Source organism: Flavobacterium paronense (assembly GCF_030409795.1).
GTDB classification, from domain to species: Bacteria; Bacteroidota; Bacteroidia; order Flavobacteriales; family Flavobacteriaceae; genus Flavobacterium; species Flavobacterium paronense.
Genome location: NZ_JAUFQN010000019.1, coordinates 591,147 through 614,680 on the forward strand (window position 1 = coordinate 591,147; position 23,534 = coordinate 614,680).

General features: G+C 34.6%; 18 protein-coding genes and 1 pseudogene. 9 read left to right on the forward strand and 10 right to left on the reverse strand.

The window, feature by feature from the left end; all coding sequences use genetic code 11:
• Positions 1-75 precede the first annotated feature (75 nt).
• Positions 76-1,125 (reverse strand): hypothetical protein, encoded by a 1,050-nt coding sequence (locus QWY90_RS04250; RefSeq protein WP_290284616.1) that lies wholly within the window; start codon positions 1,123-1,125, stop codon positions 76-78.
• A gap of 335 nt (positions 1,126-1,460) precedes the next feature.
• Here QWY90_RS04250 and eno point away from each other — a divergent pair, with 335 nt between their 5' ends.
• Positions 1,461-2,753: a phosphopyruvate hydratase gene (gene eno / locus QWY90_RS04255; RefSeq protein ID WP_290284617.1), complete on the forward strand. Its 1,293-nt coding sequence runs from the start codon at positions 1,461-1,463 to the stop codon at positions 2,751-2,753.
• Between the two features lie 216 nt (positions 2,754-2,969).
• Here eno and QWY90_RS04260 read toward each other — a convergent pair whose 3' ends face one another.
• The 9 genes from QWY90_RS04260 to bla all read right to left on the reverse strand — a co-directional run bounded on the left by QWY90_RS04260 (position 2,970) and on the right by bla (position 13,712).
• Positions 2,970-3,341 (reverse strand): hypothetical protein, encoded by a 372-nt coding sequence (locus tag QWY90_RS04260; RefSeq protein WP_290284618.1) that lies wholly within the window; start codon positions 3,339-3,341, stop codon positions 2,970-2,972.
• A gap of 158 nt (positions 3,342-3,499) precedes the next feature.
• Positions 3,500-4,462: a hypothetical protein gene (locus QWY90_RS04265; protein WP_290284619.1), complete on the reverse strand. Its 963-nt coding sequence runs from the start codon at positions 4,460-4,462 to the stop codon at positions 3,500-3,502.
• Between the two features lie 151 nt (positions 4,463-4,613).
• On the reverse strand, positions 4,614-4,982 hold the full coding sequence (locus QWY90_RS04270; protein ID WP_290284620.1) for a hypothetical protein: 369 nt from the start codon (positions 4,980-4,982) through the stop codon (positions 4,614-4,616).
• Between the two features lie 389 nt (positions 4,983-5,371).
• Positions 5,372-5,977 carry an REP-associated tyrosine transposase gene (locus QWY90_RS04275; RefSeq protein ID WP_290284621.1) on the reverse strand — a complete coding sequence of 202 codons (606 nt, stop codon included), beginning with the start codon at positions 5,975-5,977 and terminating at the stop codon, positions 5,372-5,374.
• 187 nt (positions 5,978-6,164) lie between these two features.
• Positions 6,165-6,971: a hypothetical protein gene (locus QWY90_RS04280; RefSeq protein WP_290284622.1), complete on the reverse strand. Its 807-nt coding sequence runs from the start codon at positions 6,969-6,971 to the stop codon at positions 6,165-6,167.
• Positions 6,972-7,309: 338 nt separating this feature from the next.
• Entirely contained in the window at positions 7,310-7,798 is a 489-nt protein-coding gene (locus tag QWY90_RS04285; protein WP_290284623.1) for a hypothetical protein, read from the reverse strand.
• 554 nt (positions 7,799-8,352) lie between these two features.
• Positions 8,353-11,883, reverse strand: coding sequence for an ABC transporter permease/M1 family aminopeptidase (locus QWY90_RS04290; protein WP_290284624.1), 3,531 nt, complete (start codon positions 11,881-11,883; stop codon positions 8,353-8,355).
• 69 nt (positions 11,884-11,952) lie between these two features.
• Entirely contained in the window at positions 11,953-12,822 is an 870-nt protein-coding gene (locus QWY90_RS04295) for an ABC transporter ATP-binding protein (RefSeq protein ID WP_290284625.1), read from the reverse strand.
• Positions 12,823-12,953: 131 nt separating this feature from the next.
• Entirely contained in the window at positions 12,954-13,712 is a 759-nt protein-coding gene (gene bla, locus QWY90_RS04300; RefSeq protein ID WP_290284626.1) for a subclass B1 metallo-beta-lactamase, read from the reverse strand.
• A 184-nt stretch (positions 13,713-13,896) separates the two neighbouring features.
• On the opposite strand from bla, the pseudogene QWY90_RS04305 reads away from it, so the two are divergent.
• The 8 genes and pseudogenes from QWY90_RS04305 to proC all read left to right on the forward strand — a co-directional run.
• Positions 13,897-14,061, forward strand: a pseudogene (locus tag QWY90_RS04305) (glutamine amidotransferase-related protein); the annotation flags it as partial.
• Positions 14,062-14,585: 524 nt separating this feature from the next.
• A complete protein-coding gene (guaA, locus tag QWY90_RS04310; RefSeq protein ID WP_290284627.1) occupies positions 14,586-16,115 on the forward strand; it encodes a glutamine-hydrolyzing GMP synthase in 1,530 nt (509 codons plus the stop codon).
• Positions 16,116-16,211: 96 nt separating this feature from the next.
• On the forward strand, positions 16,212-18,272 hold the full coding sequence (locus tag QWY90_RS04315; protein WP_290284628.1) for a LysM peptidoglycan-binding domain-containing protein: 2,061 nt from the start codon (positions 16,212-16,214) through the stop codon (positions 18,270-18,272).
• Positions 18,272-18,676 (forward strand): OsmC family protein, encoded by a 405-nt coding sequence (locus tag QWY90_RS04320; protein ID WP_290284629.1) that lies wholly within the window; start codon positions 18,272-18,274, stop codon positions 18,674-18,676. Before QWY90_RS04315 ends, QWY90_RS04320 begins: the two co-directional genes overlap by 1 nt.
• 29 nt (positions 18,677-18,705) lie before the next feature.
• Entirely contained in the window at positions 18,706-18,942 is a 237-nt protein-coding gene (locus QWY90_RS04325; RefSeq protein ID WP_290284630.1) for a DUF3820 family protein, read from the forward strand.
• 141 nt (positions 18,943-19,083) lie between these two features.
• Positions 19,084-20,697, forward strand: a complete 1,614-nt coding sequence (pyrG, locus tag QWY90_RS04330; protein WP_290284631.1) for a CTP synthase — start codon at positions 19,084-19,086, stop codon at positions 20,695-20,697.
• Positions 20,698-20,724: 27 nt separating this feature from the next.
• The gene (gene yidC / locus QWY90_RS04335) at positions 20,725-22,626 is read left to right on the forward strand and encodes a membrane protein insertase YidC (protein ID WP_290284632.1); all 1,902 of its coding nucleotides are present in this window, start codon (positions 20,725-20,727) and stop codon (positions 22,624-22,626) included.
• Positions 22,627-22,699: 73 nt separating this feature from the next.
• On the forward strand, positions 22,700-23,500 hold the full coding sequence (gene proC / locus QWY90_RS04340) for a pyrroline-5-carboxylate reductase (protein ID WP_290284633.1): 801 nt from the start codon (positions 22,700-22,702) through the stop codon (positions 23,498-23,500).
• Positions 23,501-23,534: the final 34 nt, after the last annotated feature.

Consider the following 23,534-nt stretch of genomic DNA (forward strand, 5'->3'; position numbering starts at 1 on the left):
ATTTAATTGATGACTTTGTTTCAATGATAGAGAAAATGAAAACAAAGCAAATAGTTAAAAAGGTTACTTTTTAAATTAATCTATAGCAGTGTATTGTTCCTGATCATCTTTATATTCGATATTGTTCTTTAGAAATTTGCTGTTAGTTAAATACCAAGAGTCTAGTATTTGTTTTTTGCTTATTTGAATATTGGTCAACATATCAAAAAAGATGTTTTTTAGTTTGTTGTAATTTCTAACTTCAGCATTGTATGTTTCTAATGGAATACTTTTGCTGTCTTTTTCAAATTTAGTTTTCATCAATTGCATAGCTGCTGCTTCTTTTACATAATTAACATACGGAGTATATAGCAACTCTTTTTGTTTTAGCATAAAAGCAATGAAGTCTCTATTGGCAGTATTTAAAGAAGTATCTTTATAATCATCTGCATAGCTATCTAATTTTTTATTACTTTCTTCTCCAATACTTGTCATGTATTTAAAACACTCGCCTACTTTGTCAATGTTTTTATCTTTTAATAATGCCATTAGTTTTTCATCTAAAACATTGATTTTGTAGAATATCAAATTCTGATAGGAATTGTATTCAAAAACATTTTTAGTATTTGAAGTATTTTTGAGATTGACACTATATTTTATAGCAAATTCTTTTTTAATGTTTTTGTAAGTAATTAGACTTTTGTAATATTTAGACAATTCAATTTCTTTTTGAGAAAAATTGTTAAGTATTGTAGGATAATCTAAAGCACTTTGAATGGTGTAATCATTTAAGATTAGGTATTTGTTTTTTAGTAAATTTATAGTTTTGAAGTTAAACAACACAAAATTATCTCTTAGTTTGGTGTCACCCATAATACCAACGTCATTTTTTATCAAAATAGCATTTACATCTTCTAATTTTGAATAAATACGCTCCAAAGTAGCTCCCAGTCGATTATTGGATTGATTATTTATAATTGCTGCTGAATATTCGGCCAAAGCCTCGTTAACAAAATATTCATTTTTACCAAAGTCATTAATATACGCTTTAGCATTCCTGTAATTTTGACTATTCCCATCTGTTACACATAGCAGTAGGCATTGTAACAGTAGAAAAAGAATAGATTTTGAAGTTGCTGTTTTCAAAATAGTAAGTTTAGTAAGTTTATTAATTTGGGATTAACGGTCTAAATTTAATAATTTTATTAATTATACGGTTAACATAAAGTCTATAAAATGCATAAAAAACCGATGAAATGCATAAAAATACTATAATTGTAGTCTTTAAACTACAGTTATGTTTATTTAAAATTCAGTAGTAAATGTTTCATGACTTTAAATAATAAAATGCTGAAAAAATTAAATTCGCATTACAACGTTTGAGTTCATAAGTTTTTATCGATTTGGGTGTTTAATTTTAATGATTCTGTAAATTTGTAATTAGAATTTTAAACCATTAAAAAACCATAAACACTAACTAAATGAGTATTATTATTAAAGTACACGCAAGACAAATTCTTGATTCAAGAGGAAATCCAACAATAGAAGTAGATGTAGTTACTGAAAATGGTGTCTTAGGACGCGCTGCTGTTCCTTCTGGAGCTTCAACCGGAGAACATGAAGCCGTTGAGTTACGCGATGGCGGAAAAGCATACATGGGAAAAGGCGTTTTAAAAGCGGTTTCTAATGTAAATACTATAATTGCTCCCGAATTAATGGGCGTTTCTGTATTTGAACAAAATCATATCGATCAATTAATGATTGAACTGGATGCAACTCCAAATAAATCTAACCTTGGTGCTAATGCTATTTTAGGCGTTTCTCTGGCAGTAGCCAAAGCTGCTGCAAATGAATTAGGGTTGCCTTTATACAGATATGTTGGTGGCGTTTCTGCCAATACATTACCAGTGCCAATGATGAACATCATCAACGGTGGTTCGCACTCTGATGCCCCTATAGCTTTTCAGGAGTTCATGATTATGCCTGTAAAAGCAACATCATTCACCCATGCCATGCAAATGGGAACTGAGATATTCCACAACCTTAAAAAGGTATTACACGATAGAGATCTTTCTACAGCAGTAGGTGATGAAGGTGGATTTGCACCAAACTTAGCGGGCGGAACAGAAGATGCTCTAGATACCATCAAAAAAGCGGTAGAGAATGCAGGGTACAAATTTGGCGATGAAGTTATGATTGCCTTAGATTGTGCTGCTTCAGAATTTTATGTAAACGGAAAATACGACTATACCAAATTTGAAGGTGCCACAGGAAAAATCAGAAGTTCTAAAGAACAAGCGGAATATTTAGCATCGTTAGCGGCTAATTATCCAATTATTTCTATTGAAGATGGTATGTATGAAAACGACTGGGAAGGATGGAAATACTTAACCGAATTAATTGGTGATAAAACACAATTAGTAGGGGATGATTTATTCGTAACCAATGTAGAGCGTTTAGCAACCGGAATTGAAAAAGGAATTGCCAATTCAATCTTGGTAAAAGTTAACCAAATTGGTACTTTAACCGAAACCATTGCAGCAGTAAACATGGCAAAAAATGCCGGATATACTTCAGTAATGTCACACCGTTCAGGAGAAACAGAAGACAATACGATTGCTGACTTAGCCGTAGCCTTAAACTGTGGACAAATCAAAACCGGTTCAGCATCACGTTCTGACCGTATGGCAAAATATAATCAATTATTAAGAATAGAAGAGGAGCTAGGCGATACTGCTTACTTCCCAGGATTAAATGCTTTCAAACAGAAGTAATTCTTTATAAGGATAGGTTTACTACACCTGACAGGTTTTTAAAACCTGTCAGGTGTTTTGTTTTAATTAATACCCGGCCACCTTGTTTATCCTTACGTCACTTCGAGTGATTCCATCACGTTATTTTCAACGAAACGGAATCGTATCGAGAAGCCTAAATCAGCTACCTGCAAGCCTTTAGGTTGGCTGCGATAAACCACTGTTGGCGATAATTGACTAATCCGAACCTAAACAAGTCTCGTAACCACTTATAATATTAATTTTCGCAAAAAAGTGTTTGCCATATACTAGAACTACAGAATTATCTTTGATCCAAATTTTGCGTACTTTTGATTTACCAACTAAAGGTTTTCCGCACATTCTAATAATATTCTTAACCCATAAAATTTTACCTTTTTGTTCCGCAGCAATTGTCTGTTTATCTTTTCCTAAATAGAATTTAATCTCGTGTGCATATTTTAATTTGCGCAATTCCGTCATTTGTTTGATATCGATTCCAAAACGCTCGTTTTTTTCGACAATTTTTTGAGCAAAACCGAATTGCGTAAAAAGTAATTTGAGGACTAAAATTGTAAATAAGTTTTTCATAGTCAATTGTTAATTCAATTACAGCTAACAGCCTACAATTCTTTGTTTATCCGACCGTCACTTCGAGTGATTCCAATGGAATCGGAATCGTATCGAGAAGCCTAAACCACCTACATGCCATCCGGTTGTGCAAAACCGAAGTTAACAGCAAACATTTTTTAATCTGCTATATTTTCATTAATCTTCTCTTGCCCAATTCTAATAAACATCCAAATGGGTAGGACTACCATAGGTAAACTCGGCAATCCTCTTAATAGCCCATCATATTTTAATAAATCTTGAAATACTTGTGGCGAATACTGTTTATTTAAAACCAATTGAATGTCTGGTATAAAGTAATAAGCAGTAATGAAAACAATCCAAACATAAGCAACAGCATAAAGGGTAATAAATGTTAGAGGAATAGCTTTTGGTCGCTTCCAAAACATAGCAATCAATGCAAATAGTGGTAAATAGGCCGGAATTAAAAATGTCACCCAAAATGAAAGAGCGCTGCCTGTATTTCTAAAAGGTAACCAATCAGTTTCTCCAACACTAAACCATAAATTATAATTAACTAACCCTTCAATTGCTCCTGTTCCTGCTGTAAAAAAAGCGAATGAAAATAAAATGATGAAAGTCCATCTCGAAAATAATTTGGTATCCTTTAAATAGTTGTTCAATAACCAAAAAGCGAATACTACTTGTATACATGCGGGTATAATTTGGACATACAGATTTAAGTTCATTAAATTTTGAAAAGCACTTTCATTGTAATTTTTATTTAAATAATCGGTGAAAATTGGACTAACCAAATTTGGGTAAACAAGCACCAAAACAAAATTAATAACAACAGAAAGTAACACAACCCAACGAGGAACTATTTTAGGTCTAAACCACAGCAAAGCAACAGTAGATAAAAGTAAAAGAATAGGAGAATAGGCCTGAAGCGTTCGGGTTAAACCACTATAAATTTGAATATAATTTTGATAATTTTCATGTACTTTTTCAAAGCTTGGATAGATAACCATTCGGGTCATAATAGCAATTCCAAAATAATAAAAAGTAAGCAGTAAATAAAGCTCCGTTACATAAAGAGACTTTTGTTCATAAAGAGCTTGCTTTGTGCTTAATTTCTCCATAATTAATTTTAGTTTGATTATTAAATTTGCCGGTATAGCAGTCTACTTGCTGGTAACTTTCCTCACATTCACTCATTAACAACAACTTACCCCTAATCGTAAAGATATATAATTTTCCTTTTGAGTAATTACTTGCTTAGAAAACAACCCACTATTTCCTTATCCTACTCAAAAATTGTTTTCGTAAATAAAACGGAATGTACAATAGCATCACATGAAATAAAACAATAACTGGAGATAGCCAAGTAAAACTAAGTATAAAAGGGAGGACTAATAAAACGCCCAATAAAATAAATACACCACCTGCATCATCATTCTTTGCCGACAATAAGATTAGATTTTGAACCAAAACTATAACGAAAAACAGCACTACTAAAATAGGGGCTATCGTGCCAATAATCAAACCTGCGTTGGGAACAGTATAATAGGTATAAGCAAACCATAAAACTAGCGCATACAAAACGGTTTGTATACTACTACTTAACAAAGAAAGTGGAATTAAATAGTTGTATTTAATCATGTTGATTTTGGGTAATATCATTGTTGCACAAAGTGTTCTCTTTTAGCACTAAGCTGCGCAAATGTCTCCTGACTTTGCGCTTTGTTATTCATCATAACTCGTTTCGCTCTAGTTGAACTATAGCGCCGATTATACCTTATCAAATTTATAAAAAAAGGTGCGCAAAGTCAGGAGACATTTACGCAGCTTTTCTTAGGAACACTTTGCTGAGCTGGATAAGCAAACCATAAAACTAGCGCATACAAAACGGTTTGTATACTACTACTTAACAAAGAAAGTGGAATTAAATAGTTGTATTTAATCATGTTGATTTTGGGTAATATCATCGTTGCGCAAAGTGTTCTCCTTTAGCACTATGCTGCGCAAATGTCTCCTGACTTTGCGCCTTGTTATTCATCATAACTAATATATTTTGAAATTGAATTAGGGTTCATAACATTGACGACCGGAATTTGAACCATTTCAACTTCAAGAATTCCTTTGCCATCAATATAGTTTGAAGCACTCGAATAAACATAATCTTGTGGCTTTAAAACAATACCTGCACGAACAGGATTAAAATGAATATAATCGATTTTTGACCACATAAATTTTTCAGAATAAATTTCTTCTGCATGATTACCCAATTGCCAAAACTGATAATTTTTATTTCTTGAATGTGTTTCTGTAGCCAATTTGAATCGTTCCAACATCCATTCTCGTCTGCTTTCAGGTTCTGATTGAATTTTATCTAAAATAGTTTTAGAAGTAAATTTTTTAAAATCACGAATTAAATCCGACAGTTTTCCATCATTTGATTGAACTATCATGTGAATATGATTGCTCATTATTACATAACTGTACAAAATCATTCCTTTGTTTTTAATGCAAAAATCAAAGCACTCAATTATAGTATCTCTATAACTTTTTCTTGAAAAAACGTCAACCCAATCGACAATTGTTGCCGTTAAAAAATGTGGCAATGATTGATCTCTTATAACATAGCCTTCTTTCATAAGATTTTACTTTATCAAATATAAAAAAAGTTGCGCAAAGTCATGAGACATTTGCGCAGCTTTTCATAGGAACACTTTGCTGAGCTGGTTTAGTTACCACGCGAAAGGATTCGCGCGGGAGCGGGAAAAAAAAAGAGTTAGTTTTTTTAAACTAACTCTTTACATAAACAAAACTATTACCAATTAATTATTCACACCACAATACTAGAGTTACTTCTATTATTCCATTTTGGTTCAATAACGAATCTGAAAGAACTATTGGACCAATTGAGGTAACTCCACAAAAGTAATCTTGAAAACCACCAAAATTATAGGTGCCTTTTGGTAAATTTAAAAAACAATCTCCTCCGTTTTGATTTCCTTGATCGTTATTAGGATATAAGTATTCACCAGTTAATGTATTTACAGCATAAAATCCGGGTTGATAACTAGTTGTGTTTCCTTGGCTATCAACAACTTTAATGCAAACATTGTAAGTTTTATTTAATACTTGCAATTCTTGTACATTTGTAATTATGTTTCTCGCGAAATTAAATTGTTTAGTAAGAGCCGATCTTAAGGGAGTAACTAAATTTAAAGCCAATGAATTATTACCAGAATTAACAGCAGTTACAATTTGATTAGTTAATAAATAAACAACATCATTTTGTTGTAAAATTTTTGCAGTCAAATCGTTAATTAGTGCGGTAGAAAAAGCAATAGAAGAACTAGATTGAGCTGTAGCAACATAATAATCAACATTGTTAGCATTAGTTTCTTTCTCATCATTACTGTTTGTCATGATAGTAGCAAACAAAACTATATTTGGATTTCGAATAATAGTTAATTGTTTTACCAATTGATTTACTGCTTTTCTAGATACAGTAACTTCTTGTTTAATATTTTCAGCTGATTGAATTGCTGAACTTAAATTTTGCTCTGCTACAGTTTGAGCAAATGCACTTCCGAAAACAAATACGCTTAGTGTTAAAGCATAAAAAATAATTTTTTTCACAATAAAAAAATGTTTAGATTAGTAATGAAACAAAGTTATTTTAAATAGCTTTAATAGATTTATTTTGTTAATTATCAAATCTTTACAAATATGTAATGTTAAAGTAAATTTAGTATAATTATGGTTAGTTACCACGCGAAAGGATTCGCGCGGGAGCGAGCTTTTAGCACTAAGCTGCGCAAATGTCTCCTGACTTTGCGCTTTGTTATTCATCATAACTCGTTTCGCTCTAGTTGAACTATAGCGCCTATTATACCTTATCAAATTTATAAAAAAAGTTGCGCAAAGTCAGGAGACATTTGCGCAGCTTTTCGTAGGAACACTTTGTCGAGCGGGGTCTATTCAAGACTTGTTGTAACCGATTTAGAACAACCACTACCTTTTCTACAAGCATCGCAATACCAATCAATTACATTGCCAGGACCTACTTCATGTCTAGGATTACAACCTCTAGTACATCCACCACTACAGGTACAAGTGCCACTTAATAAAACATTATCTTTAAAAGAGGCTACAAACACATTATCATTCAATGCTAAATCAAAAGCAATTTTGGTGCTCCCCATATTGTCTTGAGCGACCAAAATATAATAGACTCTGGATGGGTCATTCACAAAAGAATCTTTTACTATTTCAAATTCTGTTAAAACGGCATTGTTTTTTATTGCCCTCAGTTTTTCCTCTAAAACTTTTTTCAAAAAAGACTTATCAATTGTTATTTTGTAAATATCTTTTTCTACTACACCAATTTCTTTCTTGGTTATTTGTGCATGGCCGACACAACTTGTTAAAAATAAAGCAAGTAAGCAAACTAATAATTTTTTCATACTTTTATAAATTAAAATTATTTTGCAGTCCTACTTTTGTCTTCTAAAACAATTAATAAGGTAGGGCTGCTTTTTTTGGTTGGTTTGGTCGTAATTTCATTTAATAACAAACCTCTAAAATAAATGAAATTTTAATTTGATGTAATTGTGAGAGGGTAAGTCTCTTAGTTTTCCATTTATAGATTTAAATGTCTTGTAAATCTATATTTTAATTAGGGTAAACAAGTACACTAAAAGTGTACATTTTCATCAAACGTATTATTAATTTTAGAAAGTTCCTCGTTTTGCAAAGTGTTCTCTTTTAGCACTAAACTGCGCAAATGTCTCCTGACTTTGCGCTTTGTTATTCATCATAACTCGTTTCGCTCTAGTTGAACTATAGCGCCGATTATACCTTATCAAATTTATAAAAAAAGTTGCGCAAAGTCAGGAGACATTTGCGCAGCTTTTCGTAGGAACACTTTGCTGAGCTTGTGGTTGAGTTCTTGTCTACACCTGACAGGTTTTTAAAACCTGACAGGTGTTCTTTTTAGTACACCACAGGCTTTAAATTATTACTCCACCGCCTTCACATTATCATCCGGAACACGGTCAATCAAATAATTATAAGGGTCAATACCAGCTTTATAAGGTTCGGTCTTCGTTTTAAACACAAAGGTGTTGTCCTTTTTAGTAATCTTCAAACGTTTATACACCAAAGGCTTCCCTAAAACATCCGCTTTGTCCGATGCGCCAAATACCCCAATGTCAATATAATCGGCAAGAGGAGTAGGGGTTTCTTTCCCCAAAGCATTAGAACGCGACTTCTCAGAAGTAGTATTTATAGTAACTTCATACTCATTCCCAACCTTTTTAGACGTTACTTTCAAAGCCCGGTTAGAAAACAACGTAATGTTCTCAAACAAATCGGGTATCAAATAATTAAGACTATCCGGAGTCACTTTTCGAAACTCATTCACAGCATCAAGTGAAGTAGCATAAGGAGGGTCTTTGTAACCAAATTGGGTAATCAGGTTCTTCATCGCTTTATTCACGTTTTGCTCGCCCACCATTTCTTTGAAGTAATACAGCACCACGCTCGCTTTATTATAATGAATGTACTGCTGGTTCTCAGTTTTCATAATCGGATTCTCTCCCTCAAACTCGGTACTTCTGCCTCGCAGGTATTCATTCATTTCATACTCTAAGAACTTCTTCATCTTGTCCTTGCCATATTCTTTTTCCATCACCATTAAGGAGGAATATTGCGCAAAGCCTTCACTCATCATTTCACTACCTTGCATATTCGCCCCACACAATTGATGCGCCCAATATTGATGTCCCATTTCATGCGCTACCACATAAAATACCATATCAATATCATCTTTAGATACATCCCGCAAATCGGTTATAAAACCAATTCCTTCACTGTAAGGCATCGTCCCCGGAAACGCTTGTGCAAAACTGGCATACCTTGGGAACTCCAATATTCTACACTGCTTGTGATAGTAAGGACCAAAGTTAGTAGTGTAATACTCCAACGCTTTTTGCATGCTCTTCATCATATTAGGTACGTTAGTCGCATGTTGTTTGTCGTAGTATACTTCTAAGTCAATGCCCTTCCATTTTTTTCTTGCCACTTGATAGTTAGCAGAAATAAACGAATAGAAGTTAAGCGACTTTTGGTCTAAATGGTATTTGAAATACTTCTTGCCATTAGCATCCCAACTTTTCAATAAGGAACCCGGAGCCACCGCAATTTGATCTTTAGCCGTACTAATAGTAGTCGTCACTTCCACCCAATCTGAATCACTGCTGATATACGTATTACCACGAGCGACTAAATTGCTTTCATCTAGTTTAGGCATTCTGTCGCGTTTAGGCAATTTGCGTTTGATACGCAGGTTTTTATCCATGATCTCAAAATTCTTATTGTATCCAAAATTCGGCATGATGTCTTCGTTGTTAAAGAAGCTGCCGTTTTGGGTCAATTGCGTAAAGCTGACCTCATTCTCAAACCCTTTGGTAATACTGGCTACATTAATCGTGATTTTAATAGAATCATTCGGTGCCAAAGGCTTGTTTAAAGTATAAATGCTGTAAAACAAATCCTTGTCATTTACTTTCAATTTTGAGTTCGGGATGGTCAGTTTGATACTATCGGATAACAAAGGCAAAGTAAAATGCAATTCGTTAATAGTAGTATTCGTTTTGTTTTTAGCCCAAGCTTCAATAGTAGCAGTCATGTTGCGCTGCTCAGGCTGGATGTCAATAGTATAATCAAACTTATAAAAGCGAGGCTGTGCCAAATGCTCATATTTTTTATACTTAGTCTCATAGCTCACTTGCATGTTTTCTTCCTGTTTAGGCGAATCATAGCGGTTGACAATTTTAGTATTATAAAACACCCAACCACCACAAAGGATAAAAGCCAACAGTGCCACAGCAAGTCCCATCTTACTTTGACGGAATTGTACTCGAGCCTGTTGCCAACGGTGTTTGAAATCGGTTTCTTTGCCACGAACGTAAAACGCAAGAATAGCAAAGCAAAGTACAATACAAAACAAACCCCAATACACGTTAAACCAAAACAAACCAGGCACAAACGGACCAAAACCATTCATATCCGAATAAGTTACATCTGGTTTCGAATTAAAAGCAACCATATTGGTACTAATTTCCAATAATCCCCACACAAAACCGTTGACTACTATAAACATCACAAAAGCAAAGTAAGCCACATAACGATTGTTAATCAAATAATGAAAGAGTAACGAAAGCACCACCAAATAAGTATAACTCAACAGCTTTAAAACCAGCAACGATTTGATATACACATCCAAATCATAACGGGTATACCCATGCAAGGTTTGAGCAATAATCCCAATAAGGATAGTGCCAACTAATACTATAGCAATAGCAAAAACAATCGCTACCACTTTAGACCCAAATAAACTAATAGTTTGAATCGGAGTAGCATCTTGTATTTCATTGATTTTGGCATCGCGTTCTTTCCAAACTAAAACACCCGTATAAAAGGCAATAAATCCCAGTATAAACAACATTAACGAACCATCAATGATGTCTATTATATCATACGTCACAGGATATTGCACCGCACCATAACGCCCCGAAAAACTGGTTAAGTTAGTAATCAATAAAATCATCCCAATAGAAACAATGATAATAAACGTTGGGTTTTTAATAACCGCTTTAATCTCAAATTTAATTAAACTAAAGAACGTCGACCAAGAGAAGACGCCCGCTTTCGTTGGTTGAAATGTGGTATTAGTAATAATAGCCGGTGCAGTGGCTGCAACTACTTTCTCTTTTTTAGCCTTTACATTTTTGGTGTTAAAAGAAAAGCGGTAGTACACCATAACTAGTATAGCAATCATAATCGTCAACCAAACGACACGGTTTATCAATAATTCCCCATGAAGCGAAACGGCGTGATTGTTCTTTTCATCTACCGTTAAATACTTGGTCATGATTTCGAAAGGTTTGGAGCCAAAAGGATCCAGCAAATTAGCCAACCATTCTTTTTGAATATCACTAGTAAAGATGTCCGATACAGCATAAAACACCAATATCAGCATAGAACCGATAAAGGAAATGATATTACTTCTGAAGATAATAGCCAACGAAAACAACATCACTCCCGAGATAATCACATTCGGAATCCCAAAGTTTAAAATCCCAAAGAAATGTCCGCTTAATTCCGTTGGACCAAATCGTTCCGCCGGACACATATCAAGCGGCGGAGCTAATAAAGTACCTAAAAGCGCACCAATAGAAATCCCCAACAAAGGAATAACCGATACTATCGCAGCACCTATAAATTTCCCAAAGAAATAATCTCTTTTCTTGATAGGAGACGTAAAGATAAATTGGTACATGCCATATTGAAAGTCCCTATTAGCCGTTGCATTCATAAAAGCAGTAGTCATCAACAGACAAATAGTCGAGAAGATGCCATAATATTGTTCGATAATAAAAGGGGCATTTTTATGCGTATTGCCGACACCGCCTCCAATAGTAACATGTTCAGAAGCTACAGCAAAAAAGACCAATAAGGCATTGATGAATAAAAAGATCCACACCATGGGAGTCTTTAACCAATATTTGAGTTCGAATTGTATAAATTTCCACATACGATTTTACGTTTTTATAAGTTATACTAATTCGTTTAATTTGGCAAAGAACACATCTTCCAGGTTTTCTTCCGCTTTGGTAAATCCGTCCAAACGCTCTTCCGAAAACACGTGAATTAAAGGTTGTCCACCAACCAATTTATTAGAGATTACTTTAAATTCGTCTTGGTATTTGGCTAGTTCTTGTTTAGTTACTTTCTTCTCCCACACTTTGCCTTTTACTTGCAGCAGAGCATCATCAGTATTTCCGGAAAAAAGTACACTTCCTTTATCAACAACCGCCATTTGAGTACACAATTCGCGAACGTCTTGCACAATATGAGTAGAAAGAATCACAATAGTATTCTCTCCAATCTCACTCAATATATTATAAAACCTGTTTCGTTCTCCCGGGTCTAATCCTGCAGTTGGTTCATCCACAATTACCAGTTGAGGTGTACCAATAAGACATTGCGCAATCCCAAATCGCTGACGCATTCCACCACTATAACTGCTTACTGCTTTGTTGCGTTGTTCCCATAAGTTTACTTTAACCAAAAGTTGTTCAATCATTTGCTTTCTTTCCGATTTGTTTTCAAAACCTTTCAGTAAAGCCAGGTTGTCTAACAAATCCACCGCAGAAGTTCTGGGATATACGCCAAATTCCTGAGGCAAATACCCCAATACTTTTCGAACCGCTTCTTTATCCTTTAGTACATCAATATCGCCAAGCGTAACCGAACCACTATCCGCATCTTGAAGCGTAGCCAAAGTTCGCATTAAAGAAGATTTACCGGCACCGTTAGGCCCTAATAAACCAAACATTCCGGTGGGAATGGTTAAAGAAACATTGTTTAAGGCATGAACGCCATTGCTGTATCGTTTGTCTAAATTTTTAATTTGTAATTCCATAATGATGGTTGGTTAGGAGTTAATGTAAAGTCGGTTTGACGTTCAATGGTTTTGTTTTGTTACAGTTACCTTTTAACAATACTACAAAAAAACTTTTTAACTAAATTATTTAGCGTATCGACAGCAAGCTTTTATTTTGTTTGGAATAGGGTAATGGTATAATCCAATAATTTTTGGTTGCCATAGGCTCCATGTCCCGGAACAACAAGGGCCACATCAGCATATTCCTTTTTGACTTTTGCCACCGTGTTAGACCATTCGTCAAGATTAGCATCCCCCAGATACCCTTTATTTGCGTTTACTTCTTTGACTAAACAACCGCCAAACAATATCTTTTCGCTCGGAAAATAACCCACCACATTATCTTTAGTATGTCCTTCTCCAAAAAATTTCACCATAACTTTTTCATGGCCCACTTTCAAAGTAAGCGAATCCTTAAAGCTGTTTTTAGGAAATGCAAAATGGTTTTCTTTGGCCAAGAGAATGGTTTTGTAATAGCCATAAGAAGGAATAGCATTATCATCAAAGGCTTTTAGTCCACCCAAACAATCGTCATGAAAATGAGTGGGGATAATAGCGTTTATTTTGCAATGCAGTGTTTCTTTTATCCAATGGATTAATTCATAGGAAGGTTTGTCGGTGGTAGGGGTATCAAAAATAATAGCTTCATTACTATTGCTTACTATAAGTCCGTTACAAGTGACATTCCCAAAATCATGAGTTTGTTTATAAGAAGTGTGTACAAATGAATTTTCGGCAATTTGGGTGATGATTAAATCTTTAGTTTGGTAGACTTTTTTTGCTTTAAAGGCGTCATGTTTTTTAGAATTACAATGCACCAATAGGAGAGCTGTTGAAATGATTATTACTATTTTTATACTGACTTTCATTCCGTTTATTTTTTGTTACAATTACCTTTTAACAATACTACGAAAAAACTTTTTAACTTGATTATTTAATCGGGTAGGCGTACTTCTATTATTTAAAAACTACTTAAATAACTTCTGATGCTTTTTGTTTGATTTTATTCCAAATTTGAGTTTTTATTTTCAATCCAGAATGCTACTTTTGCACATGCAACACAACGTACTAATTTTAGATTTCGGTTCGCAATACACACAACTTATTGCGAGAAGGGCCCGCGAATTAAATATATTCTGCGAAATCTTCCCTTACAACCATTTTCCAACTGATTTATCTCCTTACAAAGCAGTCATCCTTGGCGGAAGCCCTTATTCCGATGGCGCGGATTTATAATCCGTGCCCATAAGTAACACTTATTCAAATCTACTAAAAAAAGGAATATCGTTTAAATGTGATTTATGGTTTAGCCACTATGTATGCACTGATTATAAATCCGCGCCATCGGGATACATTTCTAGGCTTTATTTCTTATCCTTTTCTATATCGGTTCGATACTGGTTCGATAAAGGGTCCATTTTGCCAAAGCGCTACCGAACGAATATCGAACATGTATAGAACAAACTACGAATAATTATCGAACAAAGGGACAGTAAAGGACAAAACCGGACATTATCGGACATGCCAATGTTACAAAGAGGAACTTGTATTTCCTTTACAAGCATGTTGAAATTAAAATAGCATATAATATAGAACATAGAACTGACAACCGATAACAGACAACTTTTTTCGTTAGCAATTCAATTTTCTTGTTTTTTACTTAATGGCAAGTAGAAATAAAATACATTTCTACAATTTGTAATTTCAATTTTTATTTTCAATCCAGAATGCTACTTTTGCACATGCAACACAACGTACTAATTTTAGATTTCGGTTCGCAATACACACAACTTATTGCGAGAAGGGTCCGCGAATTAAATATATTCTGCGAAATCTTTCCTTACAACCATTTTCCAACTGATTTATCTCCTTACAAAGCAGTCATCCTTGGCGGAAGCCCTTATTCTGTTCGCTCAGATGATGCTTTGCAAATCGATTTATCCAATATTCGAGGCAAACTGCCAATACTGGCCGTATGTTATGGTGCTCAGTATTTAGCGCACTTTTCAGGCGGAGAAGTAGCAGCTTCTAATATCAGAGAATACGGAAGAGCCAATTTGTCCTATATCAATGAGGGCGAGCCTTTTTTCGATAATGTAAATGTCAATTCACAAGTTTGGATGAGCCACAGCGATACCATCAAACATTTACCAACCAATGGTGTCAAACTAGCCAGTACCAAAGATGTAGAAAACGCTGCTTACAAAATAGAAGGCGAACAAACGTATGCCATTCAGTTTCATCCTGAGGTTTATCATTCAACAGACGGAAAACAAATCCTTGAGAACTTTTTGGTAAAGATTGCGCATGTTCCCCAAAACTTTACACCCAACGCTTTCGTAGAAGACTGCATCAAGGAATTGCAGGAAAAAGTAAAAGACGATAAAGTCGTTCTCGGACTATCAGGTGGAGTAGATTCAACGGTAGCTGCGGTTTTATTGCACAAAGCTATCGGCAAAAACCTCTATTGTATTTTCGTAAATAATGGTTTGCTTCGAAAAAATGAATTTGAAAATGTGCTGCACCAATACAAAGACATGGGTCTAAACGTAAAAGGTGTGGACGCTACAGCAAGATTCATGAATGCATTAGAAGGTGTCGAAGATCCTGAAACCAAGCGAAAAGCTATTGGTAATGCTTTTATCGAAGTCTTTGATGAAGAAGCACACCGCATAGAAGATGTAAAATGGTTGGCTCAAGGAACGATTTATCCGGATGTTATCGAATCAGTCTCTGTTAAAGGTCCATCAGCAACCATAAAATCACATCACAATGTGGGCGGTTTACCCGATTATATGAAGCTACAAATAGTGGAGCCTTTACGAATGTTATTCAAAGACGAAGTACGTAGAGTAGGCAGAACATTGGGCATCGACCCGGAGCTTTTAGGCAGACATCCATTCCCGGGACCAGGATTATCCATCCGAATTTTGGGAGCTATCACCCCCGAAAAAGTTAGAATCCTGCAAGATGTTGATGCCGTTTTCATAAACGGATTAAAAGAACACGGATTGTATGATAAAGTGTGGCAAGCCGGAGCCATCTTACTGCCTGTAAATAGTGTTGGTGTCATGGGTGACGAACGTACCTATGAAAAGGTAGTAGCTCTCCGTGCCGTAGAATCAACCGACGGAATGACAGCAGATTGGGTACATTTACCCTATGATTTTTTGATGAAAATTTCTAACGAAATTATCAATAAAGTTAAGGGTGTCAATAGAGTGGTATATGATATTAGCTCCAAACCACCAGCAACAATCGAATGGGAATAGTTTTTGTTAACACAAAAAAGTTAATGAAAAAAATAACAATTTATATTGAATTTAAAAAGTTTTGTTAACTTTAGACGTTAAATAAACAGTAAGTAAATGAAAAACCGTATTCTTTTTTCAATAGTTCTAACCGTATTTTCTTTTGTATTTACAGTTGCTGCAAAGCAAGAAAAATATACAAAACACACTGTTAGTAAAGGGGAAACTATCAATATAATAGCTCAAAAATATAAGGTTACTCCTTATGATATTTATAGTTTAAATCCGGATTCTCAAAACGGAATTCAATTGAATAGTGTCTTATTAATTCCGGCTACAAATTCGGTAGTGGTGTTGAATTCTTCTCAAAATGATTCACAAAGCAAAAATCCGAACACACATTTGGTACAGCCAAAAGAAACATTATACAGCATTTCAAAACAATATGGAGTTACTATTGATGCTATAAAAGCAGCCAATGGAGATTTACTTAATAACGGTTTGAAGATAGGGCAGAACATTAAAATCCCTTCTGGTAACGGACAAGCTGTTGCTGCTCCTAAACCGGCAGAACCTGCAAAAGTAGCTGCTCCTGTAGTTACAAAACCAGTTGTTAAACCAACTGCAAAGATTGAAACGCCAAAGGTTGAAACGCCTAAAGGGGAAACTACCTATCATATTATCGAACCAAAAGAAACGAAATACGGGATTTCTAAAAAATACGGAATGACCATTCCCGAATTAGAACGCTTAAATCCTCAAATTGTTTCTGAATTTCCAATTGGTTTTAAATTAGTTGTTTCCGGAAATGCGGTTAATCAAACGGCTGTTGAAACAACAAAGCCAGCAGCAGACGTTGTAAAACCTACTGTTGAAACAGCAGCACCAACAGCATCAAGTACCAAAAAATATTTAGAAGAATATGTGGTTAAACCAAAAGAAACCATCGCAAGCATTGCCAATGATTATGGAATGTCTGAACAAGAATTGATTTCTCTTAACCCTGAATTGAAAAGAGGAATTAAATTAGGAATGATACTCCGGGTGCCCAAAGGACAGCGCAAAGAACCCGTCAAAAAGGAACAGGGAAATTTACTTAAAACAATAAACACTAATGCGAGGAAACAACTCGCATTACTTTTGCCGTTTAATATCTCAAAAATAGAAAGTGATACGGTAAATTCTACGCAAGCCAGATTGAAAAAAGATAAATTTTTGAATCTGACTTTAGATTTTTATTCAGGTGCTTTAATGGCGATTGACTCGGCCAAAGTTTTAGGGATGAATGTCGATATTAAAATATTAGATTCTCAGGAAACTAAAAATTCTTCTAATGTAGCGGCTTTGGTACAACAAAATAACCTTCAGACTATGGATGCTATCGTTGGTCCATTTTACCAATCGAATGTCGAAAAATTGGCAGAACTGATTGAACCTACAAAGACTCCGGTTATTTCACCATTGTCGAAAGAAGTTGGGAAAAAATATGCTAATTTATACCAATCTATGCCTTCAGCAGAGTTTTTACGCAGCGCTATTTTTGATTTTATAAAAGCTAAAAACGGCAATATTATAGCTGTAGTTGATACTAAAAAAGGAAGTGTAAAGCAATACATTCAGGAAATGCAACCCAATGTTAGAATAGCCGGTTTGAGTGAAAAAGGAGCCTTCGTTGCCGATAGTTTAAAAGTCTTATTTCAAAAAGACAAACTCAATTATGTGGTTTTAGCTTCTGAAAGTACCGGAATGATTTTGGCCACTACGAATGCTATGTTAGCGGCACAAAAGGAGTATCAGGTGCAATTGGTTATATTAGAACAAAACGACACTTTTGATTTTGAGGAAATATCATTGACCAGATTAACCAAATTGAAGCTTTTATATCCATCGCTTTCAAGACCAAACGAAACCAATGAAGCGAACCAATTTGATGCTAAATACAAGAAACTAAATAAGATTTTACCCAATCAATATGCCATTCGTGGCTTTGATGTAACGTTTGATACTTTACTTCGCTTATCGCAGGACAAAACTTTTGAAGAAACAGTTCAATCATCGCCATCAGAACAAATTGAAAACAAATTTGATTATGCTCAAAATACAACTTATGGGTATTCCAATAATGGAATTTACATATTGTATTACGACACCGATTTAACCATAAAAGAAGCATTATAATGGCCACATCAATCATTAGATATTTAGGGGAATTAAGAACATCATGCATGCACATGCAATCCGGTACAGAAATTCTAACCGATGCACCAACAGATAATCACGGAAAAGGAGAAGCTTTTTCTCCAACAGATTTAGTGGCAACATCATTAGGAAGTTGCATGATATCAATCATGGCCATAAAATCAAAAGATTTGGACATAGAATTAAAAGGTTCTACAGCAGAAGTTATCAAAATTATGCAAGCCGAACCTCGTAAAATAGCCCGAATAGAAGTGATATTAAATATGGCAGTAGCCACTTCTGATAAAAACAAAATAATACTTGAAAGAAGCGCCATGACATGCCCTGTTTTTTTAAGTTTGCACCCGGATATCGAAAAGGTCATTACTTTTAATTGGAAGTAAACCTTAGCGTTCTTTGCGTTTAAATATAAATGAATCCACAACAGCAACTTCTCATCAAACTGGCTCATACCAAAATGCCTTTCGGTAAATATGAAGGGTATTATCTAATCGATTTGCCTGAGTATTATGTGGTTTGGTATAGTAATAAAGGTTTCCCAAAAGGACAACTCGGCGAGCAACTGCAACTCGTTTACGAACTTAAATTAAACGGTTTGGAAGAATTGGTTCGGAATATAAAAAAACAATATCCAAAAGGAGATTATTAGGTTGTTAGACTTTTAGATTGTTAGATTTAGATAAATTTTTTTCTAACAATCCAACAATCTAATCATCCAATAATCCATTTTAAATTATTACTTTTGCCACGTTTTTTTACAACAACTACAACACAACAACTACAAAAAAAAATGAATCAGACAAAATACATTTTTGTTACCGGTGGTGTGACTTCTTCTTTAGGAAAAGGCATTATAGCAGCTTCTCTGGCCAAGTTACTACAGGCAAGAGGTTATCGAACGACCATTCAAAAATTTGACCCTTACATCAATGTTGACCCCGGAACTTTAAATCCCTATGAACATGGTGAATGTTTTGTAACTGATGATGGAGCAGAAACCGATTTGGATTTAGGACATTACGAACGATTTTTAAATGTTCCTACTTCTCAGGCAAATAATGTTACCACCGGAAGAGTTTATTTATCTGTAATTGAAAAGGAACGAAGAGGCGAATTCTTAGGCAAAACGGTACAAGTAGTGCCTCATATTACAAACGAAATTAAAGAACGAATGCAATTGCTTGGGAAGTCAGGCGATTTTGATATTGTAATTACCGAAATTGGAGGAACTGTCGGAGATATAGAATCATTGCCTTATATCGAATCTGTACGTCAATTGGTTTGGGAATTAGGTGAGAGTAACGGAATTGTAATTCATCTAACATTAGTTCCCTATTTGGCTGCAGCCGGAGAATTAAAAACTAAACCAACACAACACTCTGTAAAAACTTTGATGGAAAGCGGAATCAAAGCAGACATTTTAGTTTGTAGAACCGAGCACGAAATATCGGATGAACTGCGTCAAAAATTAGCTTTGTTTTGCAATGTAAAAAGAGAAGCGGTTATTCAGTCTATTGATGCTTCAACTATTTATGAAGTGCCAAACTTGATGCTTGAAGAAGGTTTGGATATTGTTGCCTTAAAGAAATTAAACCTACCTAAAAAAGCAGCTCCGGATTTAAGAAACTGGAATACTTTTCTACACCGATTAAAACATCCGAAGCAAACGGTGAATGTTGGTTTGGTTGGAAAATATGTAGAATTACAAGACTCCTATAAATCAATTTTAGAGTCATTTATTCATGCTGGTGCAGCAAATCAAACCAAAGTGAATGTGATTTCTATTCATTCGGAATACTTAGACTCCAAAACAGCAGATGAACAATTAAAAGATTTGGACGGTATACTAGTGGCGCCGGGATTCGGTGGCCGTGGCATTGAAGGAAAAATTGACACCGTTCGTTATGCACGTGAAAATAATATTCCGTTTTTCGGAATTTGTCTCGGAATGCAAATGGCGGTTATCGAATATTCGAGAAACATTTTGGGTTTAAAGGATGCCAACTCAACCGAAATGAATGAGAAAACCAAAAATCCGGTAATTTCTTTAATGGAAGAACAAAAAACCATTACAGACAAAGGCGGAACAATGCGTTTAGGTGCCTGGAAATGTAATATTACAGAAGGAACTTTGGCATACAAAATATATGGAACAACTCAAATTATGGAGCGTCATCGCCACCGTTATGAGTTTAATAATGAATATAGAAAACAATTAGAAAAAGCAGGATTAATTTGTTCTGGTATAAATCCGGAAACTGGATTGGTTGAGATTATCGAATTAGATAACCACCCGTTTTTTATAGGCGTACAATACCATCCTGAATATAAAAGCACTGTTGCAAATCCACACCCAATTTTTGTTAGCTTTGTGGCCGCAATGGTAAAACATAAAAATAAATAAAGGAACTGAAAGAGGTTCATCAGTACTATGGAAGAAAAGAAATTTGATTTTAATACAATTATTGGTTTTGGATTGATATTCGTCATCATTATATGGATGATGTATAACGGACAAGATACGGCTAAAAAGGAACAACTTGAAAAGGCAAAAGCCACAAAAGACAGCATTCAAAAAGCAAAACAAGTAGCGCCAATTAAAGTGGCGCAAGCTGTTGCATTAGATTCAACGGTTACGGATTCAGCCAAAATTAAACAACTGCAAGGAACATTAGGAAGCTTTGCTTATTCTTCAACGTTGCCTTCTGCTAAAGAAAATTTCACTACTCTTGAAAATGAATTTGTAAGCCTAAAAATCGCTAACAAAGGGGGATATGTAGTAGAAGCTATTTTGAAAAAGTTTGAAAAATTCAAAAAGAATTCAGGACAACTTGTAGCGTTGATAAAAGAGAATAATGCGAGTTTCAATCTTCAACTGCAGACTAAAGACAACCGGGTTTTAAATACAAAAGAGTTGTTTTTTGAACCAACTCTAACGAAAGTAGGAGACAGCCAAATCCTTTCGATGAAGTTAAAAGCAGGAGCAAATGAGTATTTGGAATACAAATATGTTTTGGCTTCAAATAAGTATTTAGTTGATTTTGATATTCGTTCACAAGGATTAAGCACTGTGTTAAATACATCAAAACCAATTGATTTAGAATGGGATTTAAAAACTTTCCGCAACGAGAAAAGCATTGTCTATGAAAATCGTTTTGCCGATATTCGATATGAATATGAAGACGGAAAAAACAATAATGTTGGTCTGGGAAAAGATGCTGAAGAAACACCGGAAAAGGTTTCTTATATTGCTTATAAACAACACTTTTTCTCAACTATTCTTTTAACTAAAACACCATTTGCAACTTCTAAATTGCATTCGAATAATTTAGTTAAAGACGAAAAAGTCGATACCATTTTTACGAAACAATTCAAAACTAATGTTCCGTTAGCCTTCAATAATAATGAGCTTGATTATAAAATGAATTGGTATTTTGGACCAACAGATTATAATACATTAAAAAGTTACGACAAAAATCTTGAGAAAATTGTTCCATTAGGGTGGGGGATTTTTGGATGGATAAACAAATTTATTTTCATCCCATTATTTGGATTTTTAAGTTCATTTATGGGGTTAGGAATTGCGATTATTATCTTTACTGTTTTGATTAAAATTGCCATGTCGCCTATCACTTTTAAATCATTCTTATCTCAAGCCAAGATGAAAGTATTGCGCCCTGAGATTATGGAAATTGGAGAAAAATTTAAAAAGGATCCAATGAAAAAGCAACAGGAAACTATGAAACTTTACAACAAGGCTGGAGTAAATCCAATGGCGGGTTGTATTCCGGCGTTGATACAAATTCCGTTTATGTATGCCTCGTTTCAGTTTTTCCCATCAGCATTCGAATTGAGACAAAAAGGATTCCTGTGGGCGGACGATTTATCATCATTTGACCAAATATTTAAATTGCCATTTAATATTCCGTTGTACGGAGATCACGTGAGTTTGTTCCCGATTTTGGCTGCAATTGCGATTTTCTTTTACATGAAAATGACTTCAGGCGATCAGGCAATGGCACAACCACAACAAGATGGAATGCCCGATATGGCTAAAATTATGAAAATCATGATTTATGTATCTCCGGTAATGATGTTGATTTTCTTCAATAGTTATGGTTCCGGATTGAGTTTGTATAACTTTATTTCCAATTTAATTACTATCGGAATTATGTTGGTTATCAAAAGATACTTTATCAATAGCGAGAAGATTCACGCTCAAATTCAGGAGAATAAAACTAAGCCAAAAACGGAAAGTAAGTTCCAAAAGAAAATGAGAGAAATGATGGAACAAGCTGAAGCCCAAAAGCAATTGCAAAACAAAAAGAAATAATATTTCAGTAATACATTTTCAAAACTCTGTTTAAAAACATATCTTTAAACAGAGTTTTTAATTTTATACAACTATGAAAGTACTTATCATTGGTCACGGAAATATGGGTAAAACCTATGCCAATAGTTTTATCAGTTCCCGATTTATAAAACCGGAAGATATTTTTGTTTTGGTCAGAAATGCTGATTTTTCCAACATTGAAAGTGCCATTCCGAAAACTAATTTTTCAACAGTTGTTTCCGATAAAATTGGCGATTTTGACATTGTTATTTTAGCAGTAAAACCCCAAGATTTTGGAATTTTGGCACAATCCATAAAGCCTTATTTAAAAGATAGTCAGATTATATTTTCTGTTATGGCAGGAATAACTTTAGCCAAACTTTCTTCACAACTTTCATGCTCAAAAATTGTTCGATCAATGCCAAACATTCCAACACAAATCGGAATGGGAATGACGGTTTTTACTGCATCAGCAAGTGTTGATAGAAAAGAGCTGTTTATTATTCAAAACTTAATCAACACTACAGGGAAATCAGTTTATGTTGAAAATGAAAAACTGATTGATGCTGCAACTGCAATTTCAGGAAGCGGTCCTGCTTACGTTTTTTATTTTATGCAATCGATGATAAAAGCAGCAGTCGATTTAGGGTTTAATGAATCAGAAGCTGAGTTGTTAGTCAACCAAACCTTTATGGGTTCAGTTGCTATTCAAAACAGTTATTCGTTATCTAATGAAGAATGGATTGCCAAAGTTGCCTCCAAAGGAGGAACAACAGAAAGTGCCTTGAAAGTTTTTGAAAAGGGGAATTTAGAGCAAACTATTGTTGATGCAGTAAAAGCAGCCAATGATAGAGCTTTAGAATTAGGGTCATAAAAAAAGTGCAACTATTTCTAGTTGCACTTTCTCT